The sequence below is a fragment of the Psychrobacillus sp. OK032 genome (assembly GCF_900111345.1).
Classification (GTDB): domain Bacteria; phylum Bacillota; class Bacilli; order Bacillales_A; family Planococcaceae; genus Psychrobacillus.
In genome coordinates, this window is sequence record NZ_FOGY01000002.1 from 439387 (window position 1) to 456887 (window position 17501).

The window sequence follows — 17501 nt, forward strand, 5'->3', positions numbered from 1 at the left end:
CGCGTATAGTGCCGTTAAATACCTTTTTCGGATGGAATCGCACCTTTCTTCTTGGAGGGGCTTTTCCTCCACAAGTGCGCGTGTTCGGTTAATTCACTCTCAACAACACACCTGCCATTGTATTTAAATGGGATGTCGCTAAGTAGCCCCTTATTTTGCCTTCTACGTATCGTTGAATGCGGGACGCCTAGTATCTCCGCGGCTTGTTGTGCCGTCACTAATCCTAATTCGGAAATAACTCGCAACTCCACTTCTTTATTTTCTCGGTATATTTTATTGGCCTGTACTATTAATTCCGGATGATGAACTCGCATATGTTCAGCTCTTGTTGTTATTTCCAAATTATCAATAGAGTTATTTGTGTTATCCCCATCGATGTGGTGCACGATTTCTTTCTTAGATAAACATCTACCTATGTGCTTGGCCATAATATATCTGTGCAAAAGTATATAATTACTTTTCTCTACCATTTCAAAATACTTTGGATCTATTAATTCTTTATGGATATACGAGTACCCGTCGGACTGCATCGTACGTCCGCCTTTCCATTGAGAGTGCTCATGGCCATACTTGACGTACTTTTCTACTGATTCATTTTCTTTAGTCAGTCCTTTATTCCACGCCAATAGAATCACTCCTTATCGAATAGAGAGTCCGTCCAAGGTTCGACGGCTACAACCGCTTTCCTAATATCCTCGCTTAATCCAGCTATTTCCGCCTGCGCCCCGTTACCCGCTTTACGCTTACCGTAGAAGTCGAGGATGGCACGAAGGTTAGCGGAAATGACACCGTTACACGATGTAGCTTGCGGTAGGACTGCGCGAGCATCTTCGGCGGGTATTCCGTATGAACGGAGATTATCGTACATTTCTTGAATCTGACGCATACAGTCTGCGAAATAATCATCGACAGAACTACGTGACTCCACTACTTCGCCGTAAACATCTTCCTTAATAAAGGCGTCCGCGCTACTTTTCTTTACGCTATCAGGCACAACGTAGTCAAATCCGCCCGACTTATCGCCGCTACCGAACCTCACATAGCGCTGTGACTGTATGCTGAACGACCAACCTACGCGATGCCTCGTTATTTGTGCTAATAGTGCGCGGGAAATGCCTTCTACTGCGAAGTTGTACGATAAATGCTCTAGCGTCGAGGTATGTCCGCTTGATACGATCATTCGGATTAGACGGTCGGCGTCCGTTCCGCCTTTGCCATCGCTAGCCTTCGTTTTGAAATAACGTTTGCCCTCGTTTGCTACGATTTCCGACGGCTTGCCTGGCGAATAGCACGTTCGGATTGCGGTTAGTGCTAACGCCTGCCCGTCCGTAATAGTCGGTTCTTCATGCGTATGGGAATCGATAATGCCCTCGATTGTTTCGCGGAAGTCCTCCGCCAGTTGCGTATGTGAAATGAGCGTTACCTTGCGTTGTATTTGCGTCATTTAGATTCCTCCGTTTCTATTTTAAGCAGTCCGAGTTGAAGCAGTTTTAAAAGTGTCCACGTTACGCCTTCTTGAAACCCGACCGCTTCCTCGATAAAGCACCGGTGTGAATCGCTGTTAATCGAATACTGCCGCGCTCTCGACGACATATCCTCGCTAATTTGCTCGAAGTTCATCGATGCCCGCCCTCCTAATTCGTAATTAAATCGATGATAAATGCGATAAGCAGTCCGTACCAAAATATCGCCGTGCCGCTTAGTTGCCCGTTAATGCAAACGTTGATTCCTTCGATCATGCGCGGTGCTGAATCCGTGACGTTTATCGCTAGTACTGCGATTAGGTAGAGTATCGTCAATTTGCGTCCTCCTTTAGTATCCTTGCGAATTCGGCCCGTCATCCGCTAAAGCTATGCAGATTATTGCGATTAAAGCATAAAGCGAAATTGTAGCGAACGGTCTTTCTAAAACGAAATTAACAACTCCGCCAAAACCTCCGGACATTCCTAGTACCGCAAGAGTCCCGAATATCACTGACAGTGTGCCTCCGTAAATTAACCTCGATTTCATACGCTTACCCCGCTACTGCCAAAGCCGTTATTTCCTCGCTCTGACTCGCCCAATTCCGTAATTTCAACGGCTTCTATCGTAGGCAGCTTCGTGATTACTAACTGCGCGATGCGGTCATTCTTGCGGATTTGGTACGAGCCTTCACTTACGAAGCCGGCAACTACCGCTGTTTCTCCGCTTAACTCTGTAGCGATGTAGTCCGTTTCTTCGGTTACAGGCGCTATATTATCGACTATGACGCCAATCTCCGAAGTGTATCCGTTATCTATCGTCCCAATAGCGACACGAAGTTTTGTTCGCGATGTAATTCCGCTACGTGGGCGCACAACCGCTTCGTAGCCCGGCGGCAACTGTACGGCGATGCCCGTTTTAACTACGACAGTAGCGCCAGGCTCTACGATAATATCCTCCGATGCCACCAGATCGTAGCCGCTATCGTTAGCGTGTGCTTTCGTCGGTAATACTGCATCGTCGGACAAGCGCTTGAATCCTACGACTGGCTTTGCGGTGGGTAGCGTCGTAGTTGGCTCCGGATTAAAGAAGCGCTCGATTTCGTTTAAGTTACGTGTAGTCATTCCGATTCCTCCGTTTCAATTTCATCGCCTTCGTAGTACTCTTCTTCCGTCGCATGAACGAATCCAATCGCATGTGTCGTTTGTTGCCCGTCCAGTAGCGGATTAACTGATAGCTGAATATCGATGTCACCGTCGCCTATTTCGTCGAAGAAGGCGCGTAGCTTAGCGCCCATGCCTTCGAGTTCGTCCGCGTTGTTGACGTTAATGCCTACGGTGTAACTGCGTGCGTTTATGAGTGCCGCCATTTATAACGCCTCCTATTAGTAATATCGTTTGGGACGGGCTAGTGCGGAGTTTTCAAGGTAATTTCGCGGCATGGCGAGCAATATCGCTTAGTAGATTAAGTCGCGCATATTCTCCAAAGTGCTTAACGGCGGCATCATTATACGCCATTGCAGCTTCTTCCACGTCGTCGAAAACTCCTAGATGTAGCTTGCGGTAGTCAACCGTTATTTGTGCGGTCCAGCGACCGTTTTTGTAGACTGCAACGCCTTTGTATCCGGATTTGTTGGTATTGTATAGCTTGGTATTTCTAGCGTTTTCAGAATCGGTTACTATACGAAGGTTTTCTTTTCTGTTATCCCATGGACAGCCGTTAATGTGATCGACAATTTCGCCCGGATTAGCCTGCAGTATAATCCGGTGCATCTTTTCAGTAGTCTTTACTCCGTCAGGTGTTCTCGCGTATCTAATTGCGTACCCGTTAGAATCGTCGGACCACTTCGTTACTGATAAAGCGTTATAATCTTCGTCATCCACTAGGCATTGTTTGCCGCTAGACAAAGTTATATGTTTTACCAATTCAGATCATCTGCCTTCGTGCTGAGCCTACCGCGGAAGTTGACGTTTAATTCGCATACGTGAACCCACGATTCGTCCTTTAAATGATCGATATACGGTTGGAAGCCTGACTTCGTAGGATTCGGTAAATCGTTCTGACCAGTATGTCCTTCGATAATCACCGTACAACTATCGTGAATTCTCGTCAGAATCTTCTTTAACTCGCCTTTCGTGAAGTTTTGCGATTCCGCTATGATTACCGTAGAATCCTTGATGTTAGTACCGCGAGCGAAGATATGGCTCTTCGGATATACCCACGCCGTACCGCGTTTCATCGCTTCCATATTACCGGCGTCGAATATCGCCTTTTGCGGATTCTCGCCGATTTCAAGTAGCGCATCGATTAGCGGTTGTTGGTACTCCGCCTCTTTCTCTTGCTGCGTTCCTGGACGGAATCCCATCTTACCTTCCGATACTGGCGAGAATATATAAACGAGGGGCTTTCCGATAACTGCGGCGCAAGCTACGGCTAACGTAGTTTTTCCGCTGCCTGCTCGCGCATTGACGATCGTTACTTGGTTCTCGAATATAGAATCGACGTACTCACGTTGTTCCTTCGTTAACTTCGGCTCAAATCCAAATAGCATATTATCGGATGGTATCGGCATTTAATCGTCCTCCCTTTCGTCTGGTTCGTACGGAAAAGCGTTGTCATCTACGACTAAATTACGGCTCCACGCAAGCGCCGTTTGTGGCGCCGTGTCGCGTGGATAGCCCGTTAACCTTGCGTGTGTTATATCGGGATGTTCGATATCCATAGCGCTACACCTCCGTTTTACTTACCCGTACTTGTATCCGTGGATTATGCGGTAGCGTTACCTCTAGCGACGAAATCTGGGCGAAACGCTCTAGGCGCTCCCCTTCGATTTCTACTTCGCTAAAGAACATTTCAAATGGACGTATCCACTCGTTTTCAATCGCCCCGTATTCGCGATAATATACTAATGCTTCGCCAGTTTCCGTATGTTTCGGATAGCCTAGCACCTCGTATATTCCGCCTTTATAGTGCCGGTAAAGTTGCGTCATCGTACGCCCTCCTTAGATTTCGTTAATATGCGCGAATTCTCCGTGGTACAATACCGCCGCATCGTTGTAGGCTAACGCAGCTTCCTCGATAGTATGGAAACGTCCGAGGAACTTACGTTTTTTATTGAATCCTATTTCAGCCTTCCATTTACTCCGCGATTTATCGAAAACTACTCCTTTGTAACCGCTGCTGTTATTGCTTTGCTTCCCTCGATTCATTAAGTTAGCGCTATTAGAGCATACTCGGAGATTGTTTTTACGATTGTCTAGCTTATCGCCGTTAATATGATCGATGTGTGTCTTTCTGTCCGTTTCTTGAAGTATAAATCGATGCATCCTCGGTGCCGATGTTTTCTTACCGTCTGACCAAATGTTAGTACGGGCGTAACCCGCGTCATCGATATGCCAATGAATCGCGGATACTCTCTCGTAATCTTCTGCGTCAATCTTCGCTACATTTCCGTTAGCTAATTCGATAGTCATCCCTACCAAGATTCCGCCTCCCTATTTAAGCGGACAAGAGTTTCCGATACATTCCGTTGAGTAATCCGTCGTATCTTCATCCTCCGCTTTAATATCACCGCTAATTAATTCCCACGGCTTCGCTGTAAGTTTCGCTACCATTGCGTTATACTTCGCTTCGTCAATCGATTCGTAAGGCATTTGCGGGTAAGTGTCCGTAGCGTACGGTAATAACGATGTCGATTTAATTACGCCTTTGTATCGATTAAGCAAGTCGGCGATTTCATCGATAACCGCATCTTCTTCTCGCTTATCTACGGACATTTGCGGATTGCCGAATTTATCGAGTAGCACCGTTCCGTCCTCGAAAAACGTTTGCTTTGGCTGTGCTTTGCGGAATGATAACGTAGCACTCACCGCATTATCGCTCCAGTACATAGCTAATAACGCTTGGAACGCAGCCTGTTCACGTAAAGGTACGTCGCCTGCCGATTGGAAATCCGAATGTTCTGCCGTAGGAGCTTTCGTTGGGAACTCGACAACGACCGTATTGTAGTCGTATTTACGCGAGCCGTCTTCGTTGAAACCTACGACTGCCGGTTCGATATAGTAACCGCAATCCATTAATATCGGAATTAACGGCGCGTTCGCTGCCATACGTACTCGGCGAATCATATATGCGGACCAATGATAGTGCATACCTGGCGATGATCCCATTAATAGCGATACCGTTCCGCTTGGTTTCACAGTCGTTACTTTAATGGACGGATTAGCTTCGAGTTGCTCGGCTTGTTCGATATTCGTCGATTTAACTTCGCCGTACAATTCATCCAACGCTTGGCAAACTTCGTCGTTAAAGATCGCGTTGCCTTCCGCGTCAAATCCTACGATTGCTTTCTTACCGAACTTAAGCAGAACCCAATCGGTAATCCCTGTGATTCCGACGCCTAATCTGCGGTGTCTACTTACTACGTCGCGTGTCGCTTCCCACTCGTAATGTCTGAAAGTAATGCGGTATGCGTATCGGGTAGCTAAGTAAGCAGCTTCGCTATATAACGTTGCGCTTTCGATTCCTTTATCGATTAACTGCTGAATTCGCGGTAAATTAATTTCGAATAGGTTACATGGCGATGCGTTTGGTAACGTTATTTCTCCGCAGGGGTTAAAAACTTCAACTTCGCCGTCAATATCCTTTTGGAATCCGTCGATAATACGTCCATAGTTGCGGCTTAACTCGGTCGAAACGTATCCAGGTTCACCGTTGTAATAGATGTTCACGGCTAGATTACGTAATGTATCTCGGTCGGTATCAACGCCGATGTCTACGCTGTTATTCGAAGCCCAACGCCATTGTGACGCTTCTAAATTCTGCGGTAACGAGTAATTCTTCGATTCTACGAATTCGTTATCGTCTTGATCGCCTATTAGTATTAACGCAGTTCTTCGTACATTTCCGGCAACTACACACGTTCCGATTAGCTGAACAACGTCGCCCCATTCCGTAGGCGTTACGTAATCGTCAACGCGTCTATTTAGTATCGTATTAACTCGATTTAACATTTCGACTAAAGGTGCTGGGCCGCTTGCCGTTCCTCCGAATCCTACGATAGCCGTACCGCGTGGTCGTATATTGCTAATATCTACGACTAATTCGGTAACGCCTTCGTAATGTGCATCGATAACTCGTCCTAGTGCTTCCGCCCATCCTTCGCGTGAATCCGGTACAATGAACGGAAATACTTTCGTAGGAATGTCGTCTTTTACTCCGACGGATTTTAGTTCGCTTTCATAATCCGCATGGTTGTTATCGCATATGATCGTTATATTTAATTCGTTCGCAACCTTCGGAATTTGTTCGACATACTTGCGTTGTACGTTAATTCCTACGCCGCCGCCTTTCATTGCCTGGTCGAACGTAAATACTGGCGCAAAACTTACGCGAGGTTCTTCGTCGCTTGTGTACGATTGTGGTCGCATAGATACGCCCCAACAGTTATTCTCCGCATCTCCAACGCGCTCGGCGTATTCCGTTCCGGACATCCATAAGCCACGTCCCGGAGGAGTCATTACGAGATTGAATACGAGGTGGTAGAAACGTTCCATCTCCTCGTTGAGTGCCACCATAGCTTCCGCTGAATACTTGCCGATTTCACGAAGGCGCTTCGCTTCAATTTCGAAGTTTCCTTCGGTAATTCGTTGCACCGTTTCGTCCCATCGCTCGAGCGTGCCGTCGGCTTTCTTCCGGGCATAAGTACGTAGGTAGACGATATAGCCAAGACCTCCGAATCCCCATTTCGGTTGCTTATTGCGATACTGCGTTAAGAATTCCTCGTTTAATTTGATCTTCGTAGTTTGCGTCACTCAATCGTCCCCTTTAAGTTTATTAGCGTCTTGTATCTCCGCTTCAATATTCGCAATCGCCGTTTCATTTGCAGCTATCTCGCGCTCAATCTCCGCCACATGCCGTTGCGCACGTTTCAAGTCGTAGGCTAGTTCGCCGCGCCGTTCTTTCACCGCCGTTAAGAACTGATGCAAGTCGTAACTCATGCGAATAGGTTCCCGACTAGCCTAACGACTGTGTGCGTATGAACGGCGGCGAATCCGATAAACGTGATAGCGGAAACGCCAATGGCGAGCGCGGCGACGGTGGCCTTTGCGTAATACTTAATTTCGTGCATATTGCGTCACTCCTTCGTTAATGTTACGATTTTACCGTCCGTTGAAACTATTTCGTAGCCTGCGTCTATGACGGCATTATAGTCGGTGACAACCGCTTTGTATGTCGTAGTTGGGCCAACCATTATTCCGCCAGTAGCCGCTAATGCCATCAGTAACGATATCGCTCCGGCAAGTAACGTCATAATCACGTCGGACAACCTGAAACCTTTTTCGAATATCGTCATAACTCCACCGATGAACGCTACTAAAAACGCTATTGACATCGCTATTACGATGGTTAAGAGGAATATGTGCCCAAACCAATCGGTACTCTGCGATAATATCTCCATTACTTCGCCGCCTCCTTCGTTTTGCTGGACGACTTAGCCGTCGTAAAGAACGTTCCGATTACCGCTGCAATTGCCGTCAGCCTTGCGAAGTCTCCGTGTACGAAGCGTTCCGTACCGAATATTACGTTAAGGCTGTCCGTTGCGTAATTGCCCGTCGTTAGTTCGATAATGAAGCCGACTAGGAATCCGACGAATAAGGCGATTAACGGCGATATGAAAAGTATCATTGCGAATAATACGATACCGCCTACGACTGCTGCCGCTGTTTTCATTGCGCCACCTCCGCTATAGTTACGTATTTATTATTGAAGCGCTCATTACCGACGCCGTGGAATTCAGCGTAAGTTACCGGAGCATTTCCGTTATACTGTGGCGAGAATACTTCGTTATTATCGCGTGCTATCTGTCTACGTTGCTTACGTGTTAATTTCGTCATTATCCGATCATCCCTTTCGATTGTAGGTACGCTATTGCGATGGCCACCGCGTCACTTTCGTCGTCCGTTTTAAACGTAAAGTCGTCCGGCAGTTTGAGCCGCTCTCTAACGCCCGCTTCTACCTCGTCCTTATCTGCGGTTCCCTTGCCTGTCGCCGCCTTCTTAACGGCACTTGGCGTAAATTCGTTGCTTGCGTCGATTGCGTAGCCGTAGCGACCTAACGCGGAGTCAACCGCAGCCCAGGCGCCGAATACGAGTTGCGTCGCACGTTTACTCCGCCCTTTCGTAAAATGTTCGCGACATACTACATCGAATGGTCCGTATTCGTGAATCGTCTGAACGGTCTTTGCTTCGATATAGGCGTAGCGCTGACTGTCCGGTGTGGCACTATCCGTTTTAACGCTATCGACGTGTACCAGGACGATCTTCTTCTGACCGCCCTTTAGCGCCTTTACGTCGAGCACTGCGAAGCCTGGTGAAGCCGATATGTCGAGCGCTAGTATGCGCATTAGTATTTCGCCTCGGTATCGTCGGTAATGTACGGATTTACACACGGATAGCCGTAACGTTCGCCTGCATCTTTGTGTATGAAGCAAACGTACCCTTTGCGCTCATCGAACCCGTGAACCTTATCGGCGGTCACTTTAGTAACATTGCGATATACAATTCGATTCCCTGCGTTTGTAACCGATTCAACCGTTTGTCCGACTATGAACTCCGTAGGCTTCAAGGCATTTTCGAACTCGCTAACGTCTAAGCCTAGCGCACGTCCTAGCGCAATAGCCTTGCCGATATCTGCGTTGAATACGTCGTCGGGCGCACATTTGGCGATGGCTTTAAGACGTAGTTTGCCTCCGTATAAAGCGTGACCTAGCGCTACTACAGTACGCTTCTTTGCGTTAACGTGGAATGTCATTACGTTGGAATGCTGACGGTACTGAGCGTTACCTTCGCCGTGTATAACTATCACACTTTTCGCGTTAACTACGCACTCCGCTACAAACTTCTTCGCTCGCTCAATTACGGCTTTACGTTGTTGGTTCGGCGTAGGCTTAAACTTCGCAAGCGTTTCGAATCCCCTCGACATTGCGCTCATTTTATGCGGAACTTTTGCACCGGTTAACACTTGGACTTCCGCCTCTAACGCAGCCACTTTCGATTCTAGCTCCGTGATGCGTGCTGACTTGGACGGCTTTTCAGCGACTAATTCTAACGTGTTACCGAATTTCCAGTACAAGCTACCGTTATCAACTTTTACTCGGTATGGTGCGTTTGAAGTACCGTCATCCTCCACAATTACGCCTACTCTTCCTACTAAATGCGAGTATAAATCACGAACGATTCGCACCTTATCGCCTACCTTATATTGCTTCGCCATCATTGACCGCCTCCGTTTCTAGTTTTCGTAATAAACTCGTAAGCACCGCTATAATCACGCTTTACTCTGTCCGGTAAGCTCGACTTCCAGACTGCGCTAACTTGCGTCTTGATTGCGTTAAACTCATCGTCCGTTAGCGATAATGCACACGCTGTCTTGAAGTTGTTAAACGTGAAGTTATCGAGATCCATCGGCGGTGGCGTTGACTCACGAACTGCTTTCGTTATATATGCAGGCTTATCGAATAGCTCCGCTTTCATTTCCGGCGTAATCTGCTGACAGAACGCTCGAATGTCCGGCGTCTTAGCGTATTGCTCGTCCGTCATGTGCCACGCCTGTTTCGCAGCATTAACGTAAAGTACTACGTAATAATCGCAATCGAACATGTGCGCATAAGCCACCGTTTGCATAGCGTGTTTAGGCTCCGCTTCACGCATCGAATAATGTGACGTCTTGGCCGGCGTACCTTGCTTCGACTTGACTTCGAGTCCTACGCGTATTTCAGCGCCATCGTCCGTTGTATACGTCATAATACCGTCCGGCGCTCCGAACAGATAGAACGTTTCACCGTTGTGCTCGACGAGTTTATTCGTCTTGGCGAAGTCCTCGAACATCGGACGACCTTGCGTATCGCGTTCGAATTTGAAGCGTGGCTTGTTACCGGTAAGACGCTCGTAATTGCGTTCGATGAACAGTAAATCGCGTTGGATAATATCGCCAATCTTTGTGCCTATCGCCTGCCAGCGCCCTTGATGCGGTTGCTTGCGGAAGCCGTCTTTTTTAGCGCCTTTCGCCTTTACGTATAACGAACGCGGACAGTCGCCGAGTGATGACGGTGAAAAGTACGGCTTCTTCGGATATACATTCGGCGGATTAGCGTACCATCCGTGAATCTGTGCGTCTAGTGCGTTGTCGTACGTTTCTGGTAGCGAGTAATGATCGTCCAGTAGCGCGATTAAATCGCCTTCTATTTGCGTTGATAAATTCGTCAAATTATCGCCCCTCTTTCGCTACATATTGAATTACCGTTACTTCCTTCGGTTCAACTTCGCCGAATGACCACTGGCTGTCCTGTCCTTCTTGCGTTTCAGACGCAGGCACTTCGCGGAATAATTCGAAGTAAGCCGTTTCATCGCCTTCTACTACTTCGAATATCTTCGTTTCGTAGTTCGACCAACGGCCGCCTTCTTCGAAAATCGTATCGACGACTTTTGACGTGTAGCCCTCCGGCTTATATGCGTCTAGGATATCGTCAATTTCGAAGTATTCATCGTTAGTGTCCTCGCCTTCTGCACCGTGTAGTTTGCGTAGTTCCTCAATAATTTTCGTCATATCAGCGTACCTCCTTCGCATATTCAACCGCTTCTAGTATTTCTTCTGCGCTTACCATGCCGCTAAGCCTTGCGACTTCTACGCCGTTGCGTTCGTATATCATTACGGGCACTCCGGTAATTCCGTACTGGGCGATAAGCTCCGGCTCCTGCGTAATGTCATGCTCCGATACTACTGCGTTGGCTTGCGTTAGTTGGTCGCCGATGTCCGCCATTGCGTAGCTTAGTACGGCACATGGTCGGCACCCAGGCTTCGATAGCTTGCGAATGGTGATTTCGATTGGCTTCGTCATTACTTAACCGCCTTCCATACCGTTGTAATTACCTCGACCTGTTCGACTTCCGTTAACTCGCAATCGTTCATATACGCTTCATAACCATAATCTTCGTAGCCCCATCGAGCATCCGAGCGTGTAATTCGGAAATGTTTTCCGTCAGATTTTCGTTTGTAGATAACGGTGAAATCTCGTCCGTCATCGTCCATATCTTCCTCTTGCTCAACGTTTACGTACGTCTCACCTTCGAATTCAAACTCGTTTTCCCACGGGATGTTCTCTTTTACGATTTCGTGCGTTAAAATAATTTTCGTCATATGAACGCCTCCTATAATAGTATTATCGTTTGTGAACGGTGTGGTGCGGAGTACTGCGTGAGCTTATTGTGCGAAATATTCTTCCGGCGAGTATTCCTCCATCCAACACGGCTCAATTACGGTGTCGCATTCAAGCGGTAAAACTAAGTGGAACGTATCCGTCATGATGTTCGTATATAAATCGGTTGCTTCTTTCGTAAGCTGATTGTCAGGTATAGCGCACTTCAATTCGTCATGCAGTGTTAGGGCGAACTCCCAACCGCGAGTTACAGTACATTCGTAGTAGCTCCGTATCATACACAGTTGCAATATGTTAGCGCCGGAACCTTGTATCGTATGGTTGAACGCAGCACGCTCGCAACCGCCAGTGAATCGCATTAAGTCCCAGAATTCCGAGCGCTCTTTCCACGGAATCTTATTCGACTTCTTACCGAGTTCGGGATCGTTCTTGTCGGTGATTCCGCATTTACGCATTAGAACGCATAGTCGTTTATACTTCTCGACATAACCGGGGAATCTGCGCTTTTGCTTAAATATCGTCGCAGTCCATCCGTACCTACGGAGGTGAGCGAATGTTTCTTCGACCATTCCACCGAAGCCAGGCAACACCTCGTCAAACTTATCGTAAGCATAATACGCCTGTTCCTCGGTTACTCCGTGCGGAATTACGCCTTTGTAGAACATATCTTTCGCCTGCCCATAACCACGCGCCAAGAACGCTTGCTTCATCGCTTTACGGAAATCCGGTACTTGTTGTGGCGTTCCTTTAACGGATTTATAATAGGACTCCGTGCAATGCTCCGCAGGAACTTCGAATAATATCGCAGCAAACTCAACGTAAGGATCGAGTCCTTTGCGGTACATATCAGCGAATATTTCATCGCCAAACTCTGTCGCCATTCGATGTGCCTGTATACGTGGCTCTATCGATGATAAATCCGAACCTAAGAACGTGTGGTCTTTTGGAGGCTTGAACGCCATTCGGACGCGCTTACCTTCTTCCGTTCTTGCGGGTATATTCTGAACGTTCGTGCCTTTTCTGACATTCTTTTCAGCGTCGACTAATAGGCGCATTTGCGATAGGAAATTATCGTCGTTAATGTCGTTGTGATATAGCGAGTTACTTTTTCCGGTATATCCTTTCGAACTGTAGCGTCCTGTAGATACCGTTTGTAATTGCGTGTGCAGGCGTCCATCTACATCGATAGCTTGCGGAATCTTTTTAATGAACGTACCTAATAGCGTTGATAATTTCGAGAATTCTGCGAGCGGTTTAAGCGACGGTTCCGTTTTAAAATAAAGACCTAACACGTCTTTATTCGTTAAACGCTCTCGTTTCTTATCGAATTGCTTCGTCTTGTCCTCGATCTTTAGTACGTCGTAAATGAGATACGAAATATGCGCGTCAGAATCTAAGTTGAACTCCGTTATGAAATCCGGTGCATTTTGCGGAATTGCTGGTGCCAATGGTTCCGTCTTATACTTACGGATGCGCTCCTTTAGCTGCTGATACTTCTTCGTCGCAGGATTAGCGGTCTTTAGTTCTTCCTCACAATGTCTCAACATTTCGTTTTGTTTATCGATTTGTTTCTGACGGTTAGCGCACCACTCGTCGATTTTGTCGCCCTTAATGTGCATCGACATTTCGTAAAGGAAGTCGTCGTCAATTCCGTATGATGCGTGCAAGTCGTCAATTGCCTGTTGTAGCTTCGGCTCGAATTCGTTTTCCAGGCGCTTCATTTCATCTAAGTCGATTACGAATCCTGTGCGTTCTATAGTCGTATTAACTTCGTAGAGGTATTGGCGGATTTCGAAATACGGATAATATAAGTCGTCCGTACGCAACATCATATCGATTTGCCACTTCGTAAATAGCCAACCTTTTTCAACGTCTTTTATAGCGTATATCCCTACGACTTCCGGCGAGTAAATCATCGGCGATCCTTTTCCGAATAAATCCTCGAAAGTGAAATCGTCCATATGGTCCGCGCCGATGTACTTCTTGTATTTCGATACTAACGGCTTCAATCCGTTTGATTCCTCGTGCTCGTTCATTAACTGCGCTGCGTCCATCGAATCGTATCGGAAGCCTTTCGGTGCAAGACCGTCGTTTAAGAACATCGCATAGTCAAACGTTGTATTATGAAAGGCTTTCGCATGGCTTGCGTCCTCGATAAATGCCTTTACGATGTCTAGCGCCTTCGAGCGTGTGCATTGTTCATCTTCCGTTAAATGTCCGTAAGCTACGTAATAGCCTTCGTTCAGTAGTGGTAGCCAAAACGAATAACCTCCGCTTAAATCGATTCGCGTATCTGTACCGCTTGTTTCCGTATCCCATTCCGTGAAGGACGTTACTAGCGGTATTTCTACGCCACTTTCGAGCAACCTACGTCGGATAATCGTATCGTTGAATAGTCCGAATACTTTACGGAACCATTCGTCGTCTTGCTGTAAGCGGACTTCTTCGTTAAGGCGCTCGATCATCGCTTGTAAATCGGAATCCTTCGTAATAACGTTATAATTCGTCGGCTTCGTTTCTAGCGTTTCTTTCATGCGCTGCTCACGTAATTGTTCGTGTTCCTCCGCCAATATGCGACGTCCCATCTGCAACGCTTCGGCTTTCGTAAACTTGCCGTCTTTGATGCGTCCTGCCTTACCGGCTTTAAACGCTCGATACGCTGCGTCGAATTCCATACGTTCTTTATCGGTGAACTTCGATTGTGAAACGCGAATCCAAGCGTCCTCCAACGTTTCCGTCGCGGCGGACTTCCTTACGGCTGCGGCTTGGAGGGCGTCCGTTGCCCCCGTCTGCTTTGCCGCTATATTCAGCGTTAATTTCAATTCCGAGCCCTCCTTCGCTTTGCCTGCGTTATTTTCGGTCGAGTCGTGATTCGGCGAAAGTTACCGGTTCAACCTGGTCGTAACCGACCCAACAACTTCTTTTATGAGTAACGTTAAATGATCCGCTAGAATCATACGATGTAATTTCTCCGACTTCACCTACGATTAAGTTCGCAATACGAGGATTTAGCACGCGCACAATATCGCCCTTGCGGTACTCATTCGGCTTGCGTCCTGCTTTCGTGAATACTGCGTCTTTAGCGGCTTGTTTAGCGAGTGACTCCGCTTTAGCCTTCGCTTCTGCGACTTCTTCGTCGGTAGCTTTACGAAGTTGCTCGTATTTGACTACGTATGTCCTTTCGCCAAGCGTGTTAACTCTCGCATGTGATGGCGCATAAGTTACGGAAGTACCTTCGTATACCCCTAACTTACCGTCTAAATCTACGCCAAATTTCGAGTTACCTCTGATGATAACGGATTCTCCGACTTTCAACGGCTCAACTTTCGGTGCGTATACGAGTACCGTATCGGTTGTGCGGCGCAATTGCGGTCGGTATAAATCGAATAATTCTCCGTCACGGTCCGCAATTTGAACGCCTTCCTCGACTTCGTACGTTCGTCCGACGCTGAATAGTTCGCCATCAGTATCGCAGAGAATAACGACGTCACCCGCTTGCGCCTTGCGTTCAACTAGCGTGTAAGTAGCGCCGTTGTGCGTAATTTCTTTCGCAGGCTCGTCCGGGACTTCTTCCGGTACTTCTCCGCCGAACTTCTGCGTAATTGCGAATAATTCCTCCGTAGTTCCCTCGAAGATCGTGCCGTCTACTAATGTAAGTTTCGCCAATAATAACGCCTCCATTTTCGTTTATAGTGTCGTAGGTAATTCCGTCCATTTCTCCGCTACTTCGTCGACCCGCGCCCAGTACTCGGATATGCACCGGTTTTCTACGAGGTATACGACGTTATTGGTTACGCCGATAAATACGTCGCAGTCGTACTTGTCGTAGACTTCTCCGCTGTTCTTCTTGCCTTTAAGGACGTAGTAATCGACGCCATCTTTCGTGCGCTGAATCAACGTCTTTACCTGACATCTGCAGATACGGTTGTCGCCTCGTTTGGTTACCGCGATATCGAACGCCGCCGGAACGATAGATTCCAGCACCGTCCACCCATTCGCAAGTAACGCTGTCTGCGCCAACAGTTCGCTATGGCGACCGATGCTCGCTGTTGTAAGCGCCTGTGCGACTACCATTAAAACGGCAAGCTTTCGGAGTCTACGTCGATTGGTCCGCTAGATGCTGCGAACGGGTCTGCGTTAGGAGCTGCGTTTGTTAGCCCGATTAAGCTAACGTCGAAGCCTGCTTGCGTCAGTAGCTTAATTTGCTCCGCTTCGTCCGCTTCGAATAGCAATCCGTCGAACAGCGACATATCGAATTCAGCGGGCGCCTTCTCGAAATTAGCGCGTTGTGCGTCCGTTAAATCTTCGTCCATATCCATAACAGGCGATAGGCTTACCGTTGTTGTTGTTCCGCTACCTTGCTTCGATAGTTCGAACGCAAACTTTCCGAGGCGCTTTTCGTTCTTCACGATAACGGCATGAATCGCCTGTGCCTGCGCTTTAGATACGTCGACAATGATCGGCTCGCCCGTTGTTAAGTCGTAGAAGCCCATTGCAAAGCGCTGTTTAGCGCGATACTTGGACGCTTCTTGTCCGTGGTGGTCGCTGAAATCCGCCGATAAATCCTTGTGATATTTCCAAGCGCGATCCCAAACTGTATAGTCCGCTACTGGATAGCCGGCTTTCGATTTCTGCGATGGCTCTTTTGCTACGAAGCTATTAACCTGCTTGAAGATTCCGTATGAATAGAACGATATTAAATTCGCCGTACCGAGTACTTTAACGTAGAACGTGCTGCCGGATTTAAAGCTTTGGAACTCCGCGTTATTTCCACCGTCGTTTGTTGCGTTCAAAGCGTCTAGTGCGTCCAAACCTGCTGCGTATTTACTCAATAAAATCGCTCCCTTTTCGAATGTTTTTCGAACGCTGGACTTTCCAACGCCCGCTACTACGTACAACGCTAACCTCCTTCCCCACGATATTACGTCGCAGGATTGCAGTCGGGTTTCGGTTGTGACGCAGTAGCCGACGTTGATGCCGGCTTTATTTATATAGTAAGAAAAGCGTCAGCCTCTCGTTTCGTACGCTCATATTCCGCTCGCAATTCGTCAAGCGCCTTACCAATCTCGTCGAACATGCCTAGCGCTACGTCAATATTCGTTTGAATCGACGCTTGTGTTTTCGGGTTCTTAGCGCGCACTTTGTTTAGCGTTAACTGCGCTATTTCGATTTGTACGAGCGCTTGTCGTTCGGATAGCGTACGGAATTCTCGCACAAATTGACGTTGCGCTTTCGTTAGTTCGCGTTTGATTGTAGCGCGAGCTTTCGAGATTATGGCGTTAGTTGCGGAGAATTTAACCTTCGCTTTAACACCGTCGCCATGCTTCGGTAAAATCGTTACGATAACGTCGTCTTTAGGGTCGAGTACGATCATCGCGTCGATACCGCTGTTTTTATACACTTTGCGCTTACTAGGCGTTTGGGTCGTTACGTAAAGCGCCGTTTCCATTAGCTGGTTAAACCATGCCTTCGCGTCCTCTTCCGCAACTCCGAATCTGATACGCGCTTGCTCAACGGCGTGAACCGTAGGATTGTACGTTTTCATCCAAGTCGCACCACCTTTACCATGCGATAGTAGTCCGCCTCGTCGCCGTCTGCGTCTAAAGTACCGTTGTAGTCGTAGTCCGCTTGGTAGCGTCCGTGTAAAGTTGGTAAATATTGCGTGTTTAAATCCGGCGAATCCGGGTTATAATAGTTAGTGTAGTAGTTAGGCATTGCGTTAACCTCCGTTTAAGTTTCGTTTTATTTTTAAGGAAAGTGGAACGTTTCCGGTAAACTTGCGTATACTATAGTAGACAAGTGAAGTATCCTCACAATAATATAT

At 47.5% G+C, this 17501-nt stretch carries 28 protein-coding genes; all 28 read right to left on the reverse strand.

What is annotated here, in order from left to right; translation table 11 throughout:
- Positions 1-14: 14 nt before the first annotated feature.
- Positions 15-626 carry an HNH endonuclease signature motif containing protein gene (locus BMZ04_RS05785; protein WP_093266571.1) on the reverse strand — a complete coding sequence of 204 codons (612 nt, stop codon included), beginning with the start codon at positions 624-626 and terminating at the stop codon, positions 15-17.
- A gap of 5 nt (positions 627-631) precedes the next feature.
- Positions 632-1444 (reverse strand): FAD-dependent thymidylate synthase, encoded by an 813-nt coding sequence (gene thyX / locus BMZ04_RS05790; protein ID WP_093266574.1) that lies wholly within the window; start codon positions 1442-1444, stop codon positions 632-634.
- Positions 1441-1620 (reverse strand): hypothetical protein, encoded by a 180-nt coding sequence (locus BMZ04_RS05795; protein WP_093266576.1) that lies wholly within the window; start codon positions 1618-1620, stop codon positions 1441-1443. The genes thyX and BMZ04_RS05795 overlap by 4 nt, the downstream gene beginning before the upstream one ends.
- A 14-nt stretch (positions 1621-1634) precedes the next feature.
- Positions 1635-1799 carry a hypothetical protein gene (locus BMZ04_RS22260; protein WP_177184337.1) on the reverse strand — a complete coding sequence of 55 codons (165 nt, stop codon included), beginning with the start codon at positions 1797-1799 and terminating at the stop codon, positions 1635-1637.
- Between the two features lie 13 nt (positions 1800-1812).
- On the reverse strand, positions 1813-2010 hold the full coding sequence (locus BMZ04_RS21955) for a hypothetical protein (protein WP_143128275.1): 198 nt from the start codon (positions 2008-2010) through the stop codon (positions 1813-1815).
- Positions 2007-2489 carry a dUTP diphosphatase gene (locus BMZ04_RS05800; protein WP_255367830.1) on the reverse strand — a complete coding sequence of 161 codons (483 nt, stop codon included), beginning with the start codon at positions 2487-2489 and terminating at the stop codon, positions 2007-2009. The genes BMZ04_RS21955 and BMZ04_RS05800 overlap by 4 nt, the downstream gene beginning before the upstream one ends.
- Before the next feature lie 92 nt (positions 2490-2581).
- Positions 2582-2758: a hypothetical protein gene (locus tag BMZ04_RS05805; protein WP_177184338.1), complete on the reverse strand. Its 177-nt coding sequence runs from the start codon at positions 2756-2758 to the stop codon at positions 2582-2584.
- Between the two features lie 124 nt (positions 2759-2882).
- Positions 2883-3344: an HNH endonuclease gene (locus BMZ04_RS05810; RefSeq protein ID WP_143128276.1), complete on the reverse strand. Its 462-nt coding sequence runs from the start codon at positions 3342-3344 to the stop codon at positions 2883-2885.
- A 35-nt stretch (positions 3345-3379) separates the two neighbouring features.
- Positions 3380-4033 (reverse strand): PhoH family protein, encoded by a 654-nt coding sequence (locus BMZ04_RS05815; protein WP_093266588.1) that lies wholly within the window; start codon positions 4031-4033, stop codon positions 3380-3382.
- A 154-nt stretch (positions 4034-4187) separates the two neighbouring features.
- Complete coding sequence (locus BMZ04_RS05820; protein WP_093266591.1) at positions 4188-4451, reverse strand: DUF1653 domain-containing protein; 264 nt, start codon at positions 4449-4451, stop codon at positions 4188-4190.
- A gap of 12 nt (positions 4452-4463) precedes the next feature.
- Positions 4464-4934, reverse strand: coding sequence for an HNH endonuclease (locus BMZ04_RS05825; RefSeq protein WP_255367831.1), 471 nt, complete (start codon positions 4932-4934; stop codon positions 4464-4466).
- 21 nt (positions 4935-4955) lie between these two features.
- Positions 4956-7274: a ribonucleoside-triphosphate reductase, adenosylcobalamin-dependent gene (gene nrdJ / locus BMZ04_RS05830; RefSeq protein WP_093266600.1), complete on the reverse strand. Its 2319-nt coding sequence runs from the start codon at positions 7272-7274 to the stop codon at positions 4956-4958.
- Positions 7275-7460, reverse strand: a complete 186-nt coding sequence (locus tag BMZ04_RS05835) for a hypothetical protein (protein WP_093266603.1) — start codon at positions 7458-7460, stop codon at positions 7275-7277.
- A 137-nt stretch (positions 7461-7597) separates the two neighbouring features.
- The gene (locus BMZ04_RS05840; protein ID WP_093266607.1) at positions 7598-7921 is read right to left on the reverse strand and encodes a hypothetical protein; all 324 of its coding nucleotides are present in this window, start codon (positions 7919-7921) and stop codon (positions 7598-7600) included.
- A complete protein-coding gene (locus BMZ04_RS05845) occupies positions 7921-8193 on the reverse strand; it encodes a hypothetical protein (RefSeq protein ID WP_093266611.1) in 273 nt (90 codons plus the stop codon). Before BMZ04_RS05845 ends, BMZ04_RS05840 begins: the two co-directional genes overlap by 1 nt.
- Positions 8190-8357 carry a hypothetical protein gene (locus BMZ04_RS22265; protein WP_177184339.1) on the reverse strand — a complete coding sequence of 56 codons (168 nt, stop codon included), beginning with the start codon at positions 8355-8357 and terminating at the stop codon, positions 8190-8192. Before BMZ04_RS22265 ends, BMZ04_RS05845 begins: the two co-directional genes overlap by 4 nt.
- Positions 8357-8866, reverse strand: a complete 510-nt coding sequence (locus BMZ04_RS05850) for a crossover junction endodeoxyribonuclease RuvC (RefSeq protein ID WP_093266614.1) — start codon at positions 8864-8866, stop codon at positions 8357-8359. Before BMZ04_RS05850 ends, BMZ04_RS22265 begins: the two co-directional genes overlap by 1 nt.
- Positions 8866-9735, reverse strand: a complete 870-nt coding sequence (locus tag BMZ04_RS05855; protein ID WP_143128277.1) for a hypothetical protein — start codon at positions 9733-9735, stop codon at positions 8866-8868. Before BMZ04_RS05855 ends, BMZ04_RS05850 begins: the two co-directional genes overlap by 1 nt.
- Positions 9735-10727, reverse strand: coding sequence for a hypothetical protein (locus BMZ04_RS05860; protein ID WP_093266620.1), 993 nt, complete (start codon positions 10725-10727; stop codon positions 9735-9737). The genes BMZ04_RS05855 and BMZ04_RS05860 overlap by 1 nt, the downstream gene beginning before the upstream one ends.
- 1 nt (position 10728) lies before the next feature.
- Positions 10729-11067, reverse strand: coding sequence for a hypothetical protein (locus BMZ04_RS05865; protein ID WP_093266623.1), 339 nt, complete (start codon positions 11065-11067; stop codon positions 10729-10731).
- 1 nt (position 11068) lies between these two features.
- A complete protein-coding gene (locus BMZ04_RS05870) occupies positions 11069-11359 on the reverse strand; it encodes a thioredoxin family protein (protein WP_093266626.1) in 291 nt (96 codons plus the stop codon).
- Positions 11359-11658 carry a hypothetical protein gene (locus BMZ04_RS05875; protein ID WP_093266629.1) on the reverse strand — a complete coding sequence of 100 codons (300 nt, stop codon included), beginning with the start codon at positions 11656-11658 and terminating at the stop codon, positions 11359-11361. Before BMZ04_RS05875 ends, BMZ04_RS05870 begins: the two co-directional genes overlap by 1 nt.
- A 63-nt stretch (positions 11659-11721) precedes the next feature.
- Positions 11722-14247: a DNA polymerase gene (locus BMZ04_RS05880; protein ID WP_255367814.1), complete on the reverse strand. Its 2526-nt coding sequence runs from the start codon at positions 14245-14247 to the stop codon at positions 11722-11724.
- 280 nt (positions 14248-14527) lie between these two features.
- Positions 14528-15343, reverse strand: a complete 816-nt coding sequence (locus tag BMZ04_RS05885) for a hypothetical protein (RefSeq protein ID WP_093266632.1) — start codon at positions 15341-15343, stop codon at positions 14528-14530.
- A 21-nt stretch (positions 15344-15364) separates the two neighbouring features.
- Complete coding sequence (locus tag BMZ04_RS05890; protein ID WP_093266635.1) at positions 15365-15751, reverse strand: PDDEXK-like family protein; 387 nt, start codon at positions 15749-15751, stop codon at positions 15365-15367.
- Positions 15751-16575: a hypothetical protein gene (locus BMZ04_RS05895; RefSeq protein ID WP_093266638.1), complete on the reverse strand. Its 825-nt coding sequence runs from the start codon at positions 16573-16575 to the stop codon at positions 15751-15753. Before BMZ04_RS05895 ends, BMZ04_RS05890 begins: the two co-directional genes overlap by 1 nt.
- An 89-nt stretch (positions 16576-16664) precedes the next feature.
- Positions 16665-17222: a hypothetical protein gene (locus BMZ04_RS05900; RefSeq protein WP_093266641.1), complete on the reverse strand. Its 558-nt coding sequence runs from the start codon at positions 17220-17222 to the stop codon at positions 16665-16667.
- Positions 17219-17392, reverse strand: coding sequence for a hypothetical protein (locus BMZ04_RS22270; RefSeq protein WP_177184340.1), 174 nt, complete (start codon positions 17390-17392; stop codon positions 17219-17221). The genes BMZ04_RS05900 and BMZ04_RS22270 overlap by 4 nt, the downstream gene beginning before the upstream one ends.
- Between the last annotated feature and the right edge of the window lie 109 nt (positions 17393-17501).

Coding starts and splice junctions, on each gene's coding strand:
- BMZ04_RS21955 (WP_143128275.1), bottom strand. CDS start 2,010: ATGAAATCGAGGTTAATTTACGGAGGCACACTGTCAGTGATATTCGGG.
- thyX (WP_093266574.1), bottom strand. CDS start 1,444: ATGACGCAAATACAACGCAAGGTAACGCTCATTTCACATACGCAACTG.
- BMZ04_RS05875 (WP_093266629.1), bottom strand. CDS start 11,658: ATGACGAAAATTATTTTAACGCACGAAATCGTAAAAGAGAACATCCCG.
- BMZ04_RS05795 (WP_093266576.1), bottom strand. CDS start 1,620: ATGAACTTCGAGCAAATTAGCGAGGATATGTCGTCGAGAGCGCGGCAG.
- BMZ04_RS05805 (WP_177184338.1), bottom strand. CDS start 2,758: ATGGGCGCTAAGCTACGCGCCTTCTTCGACGAAATAGGCGACGGTGAC.
- BMZ04_RS05840 (WP_093266607.1), bottom strand. CDS start 7,921: ATGGAGATATTATCGCAGAGTACCGATTGGTTTGGGCACATATTCCTC.
- BMZ04_RS05900 (WP_093266641.1), bottom strand. CDS start 17,222: ATGAAAACGTACAATCCTACGGTTCACGCCGTTGAGCAAGCGCGTATC.
- BMZ04_RS22265 (WP_177184339.1), bottom strand. CDS start 8,357: ATGACGAAATTAACACGTAAGCAACGTAGACAGATAGCACGCGATAAT.
- BMZ04_RS05825 (WP_255367831.1), bottom strand. CDS start 4,934: ATGACTATCGAATTAGCTAACGGAAATGTAGCGAAGATTGACGCAGAA.
- BMZ04_RS05855 (WP_143128277.1), bottom strand. CDS start 9,735: ATGGCGAAGCAATATAAGGTAGGCGATAAGGTGCGAATCGTTCGTGAT.
- BMZ04_RS05870 (WP_093266626.1), bottom strand. CDS start 11,359: ATGACGAAGCCAATCGAAATCACCATTCGCAAGCTATCGAAGCCTGGG.
- BMZ04_RS05815 (WP_093266588.1), bottom strand. CDS start 4,033: ATGCCGATACCATCCGATAATATGCTATTTGGATTTGAGCCGAAGTTA.
- BMZ04_RS05835 (WP_093266603.1), bottom strand. CDS start 7,460: ATGAGTTACGACTTGCATCAGTTCTTAACGGCGGTGAAAGAACGGCGC.
- BMZ04_RS22270 (WP_177184340.1), bottom strand. CDS start 17,392: ATGCCTAACTACTACACTAACTATTATAACCCGGATTCGCCGGATTTA.
- BMZ04_RS05850 (WP_093266614.1), bottom strand. CDS start 8,866: ATGCGCATACTAGCGCTCGACATATCGGCTTCACCAGGCTTCGCAGTG.
- BMZ04_RS05820 (WP_093266591.1), bottom strand. CDS start 4,451: ATGACGCAACTTTACCGGCACTATAAAGGCGGAATATACGAGGTGCTA.
- BMZ04_RS05845 (WP_093266611.1), bottom strand. CDS start 8,193: ATGAAAACAGCGGCAGCAGTCGTAGGCGGTATCGTATTATTCGCAATG.
- BMZ04_RS05865 (WP_093266623.1), bottom strand. CDS start 11,067: ATGACGAAAATTATTGAGGAACTACGCAAACTACACGGTGCAGAAGGC.
- BMZ04_RS05890 (WP_093266635.1), bottom strand. CDS start 15,751: ATGGTAGTCGCACAGGCGCTTACAACAGCGAGCATCGGTCGCCATAGC.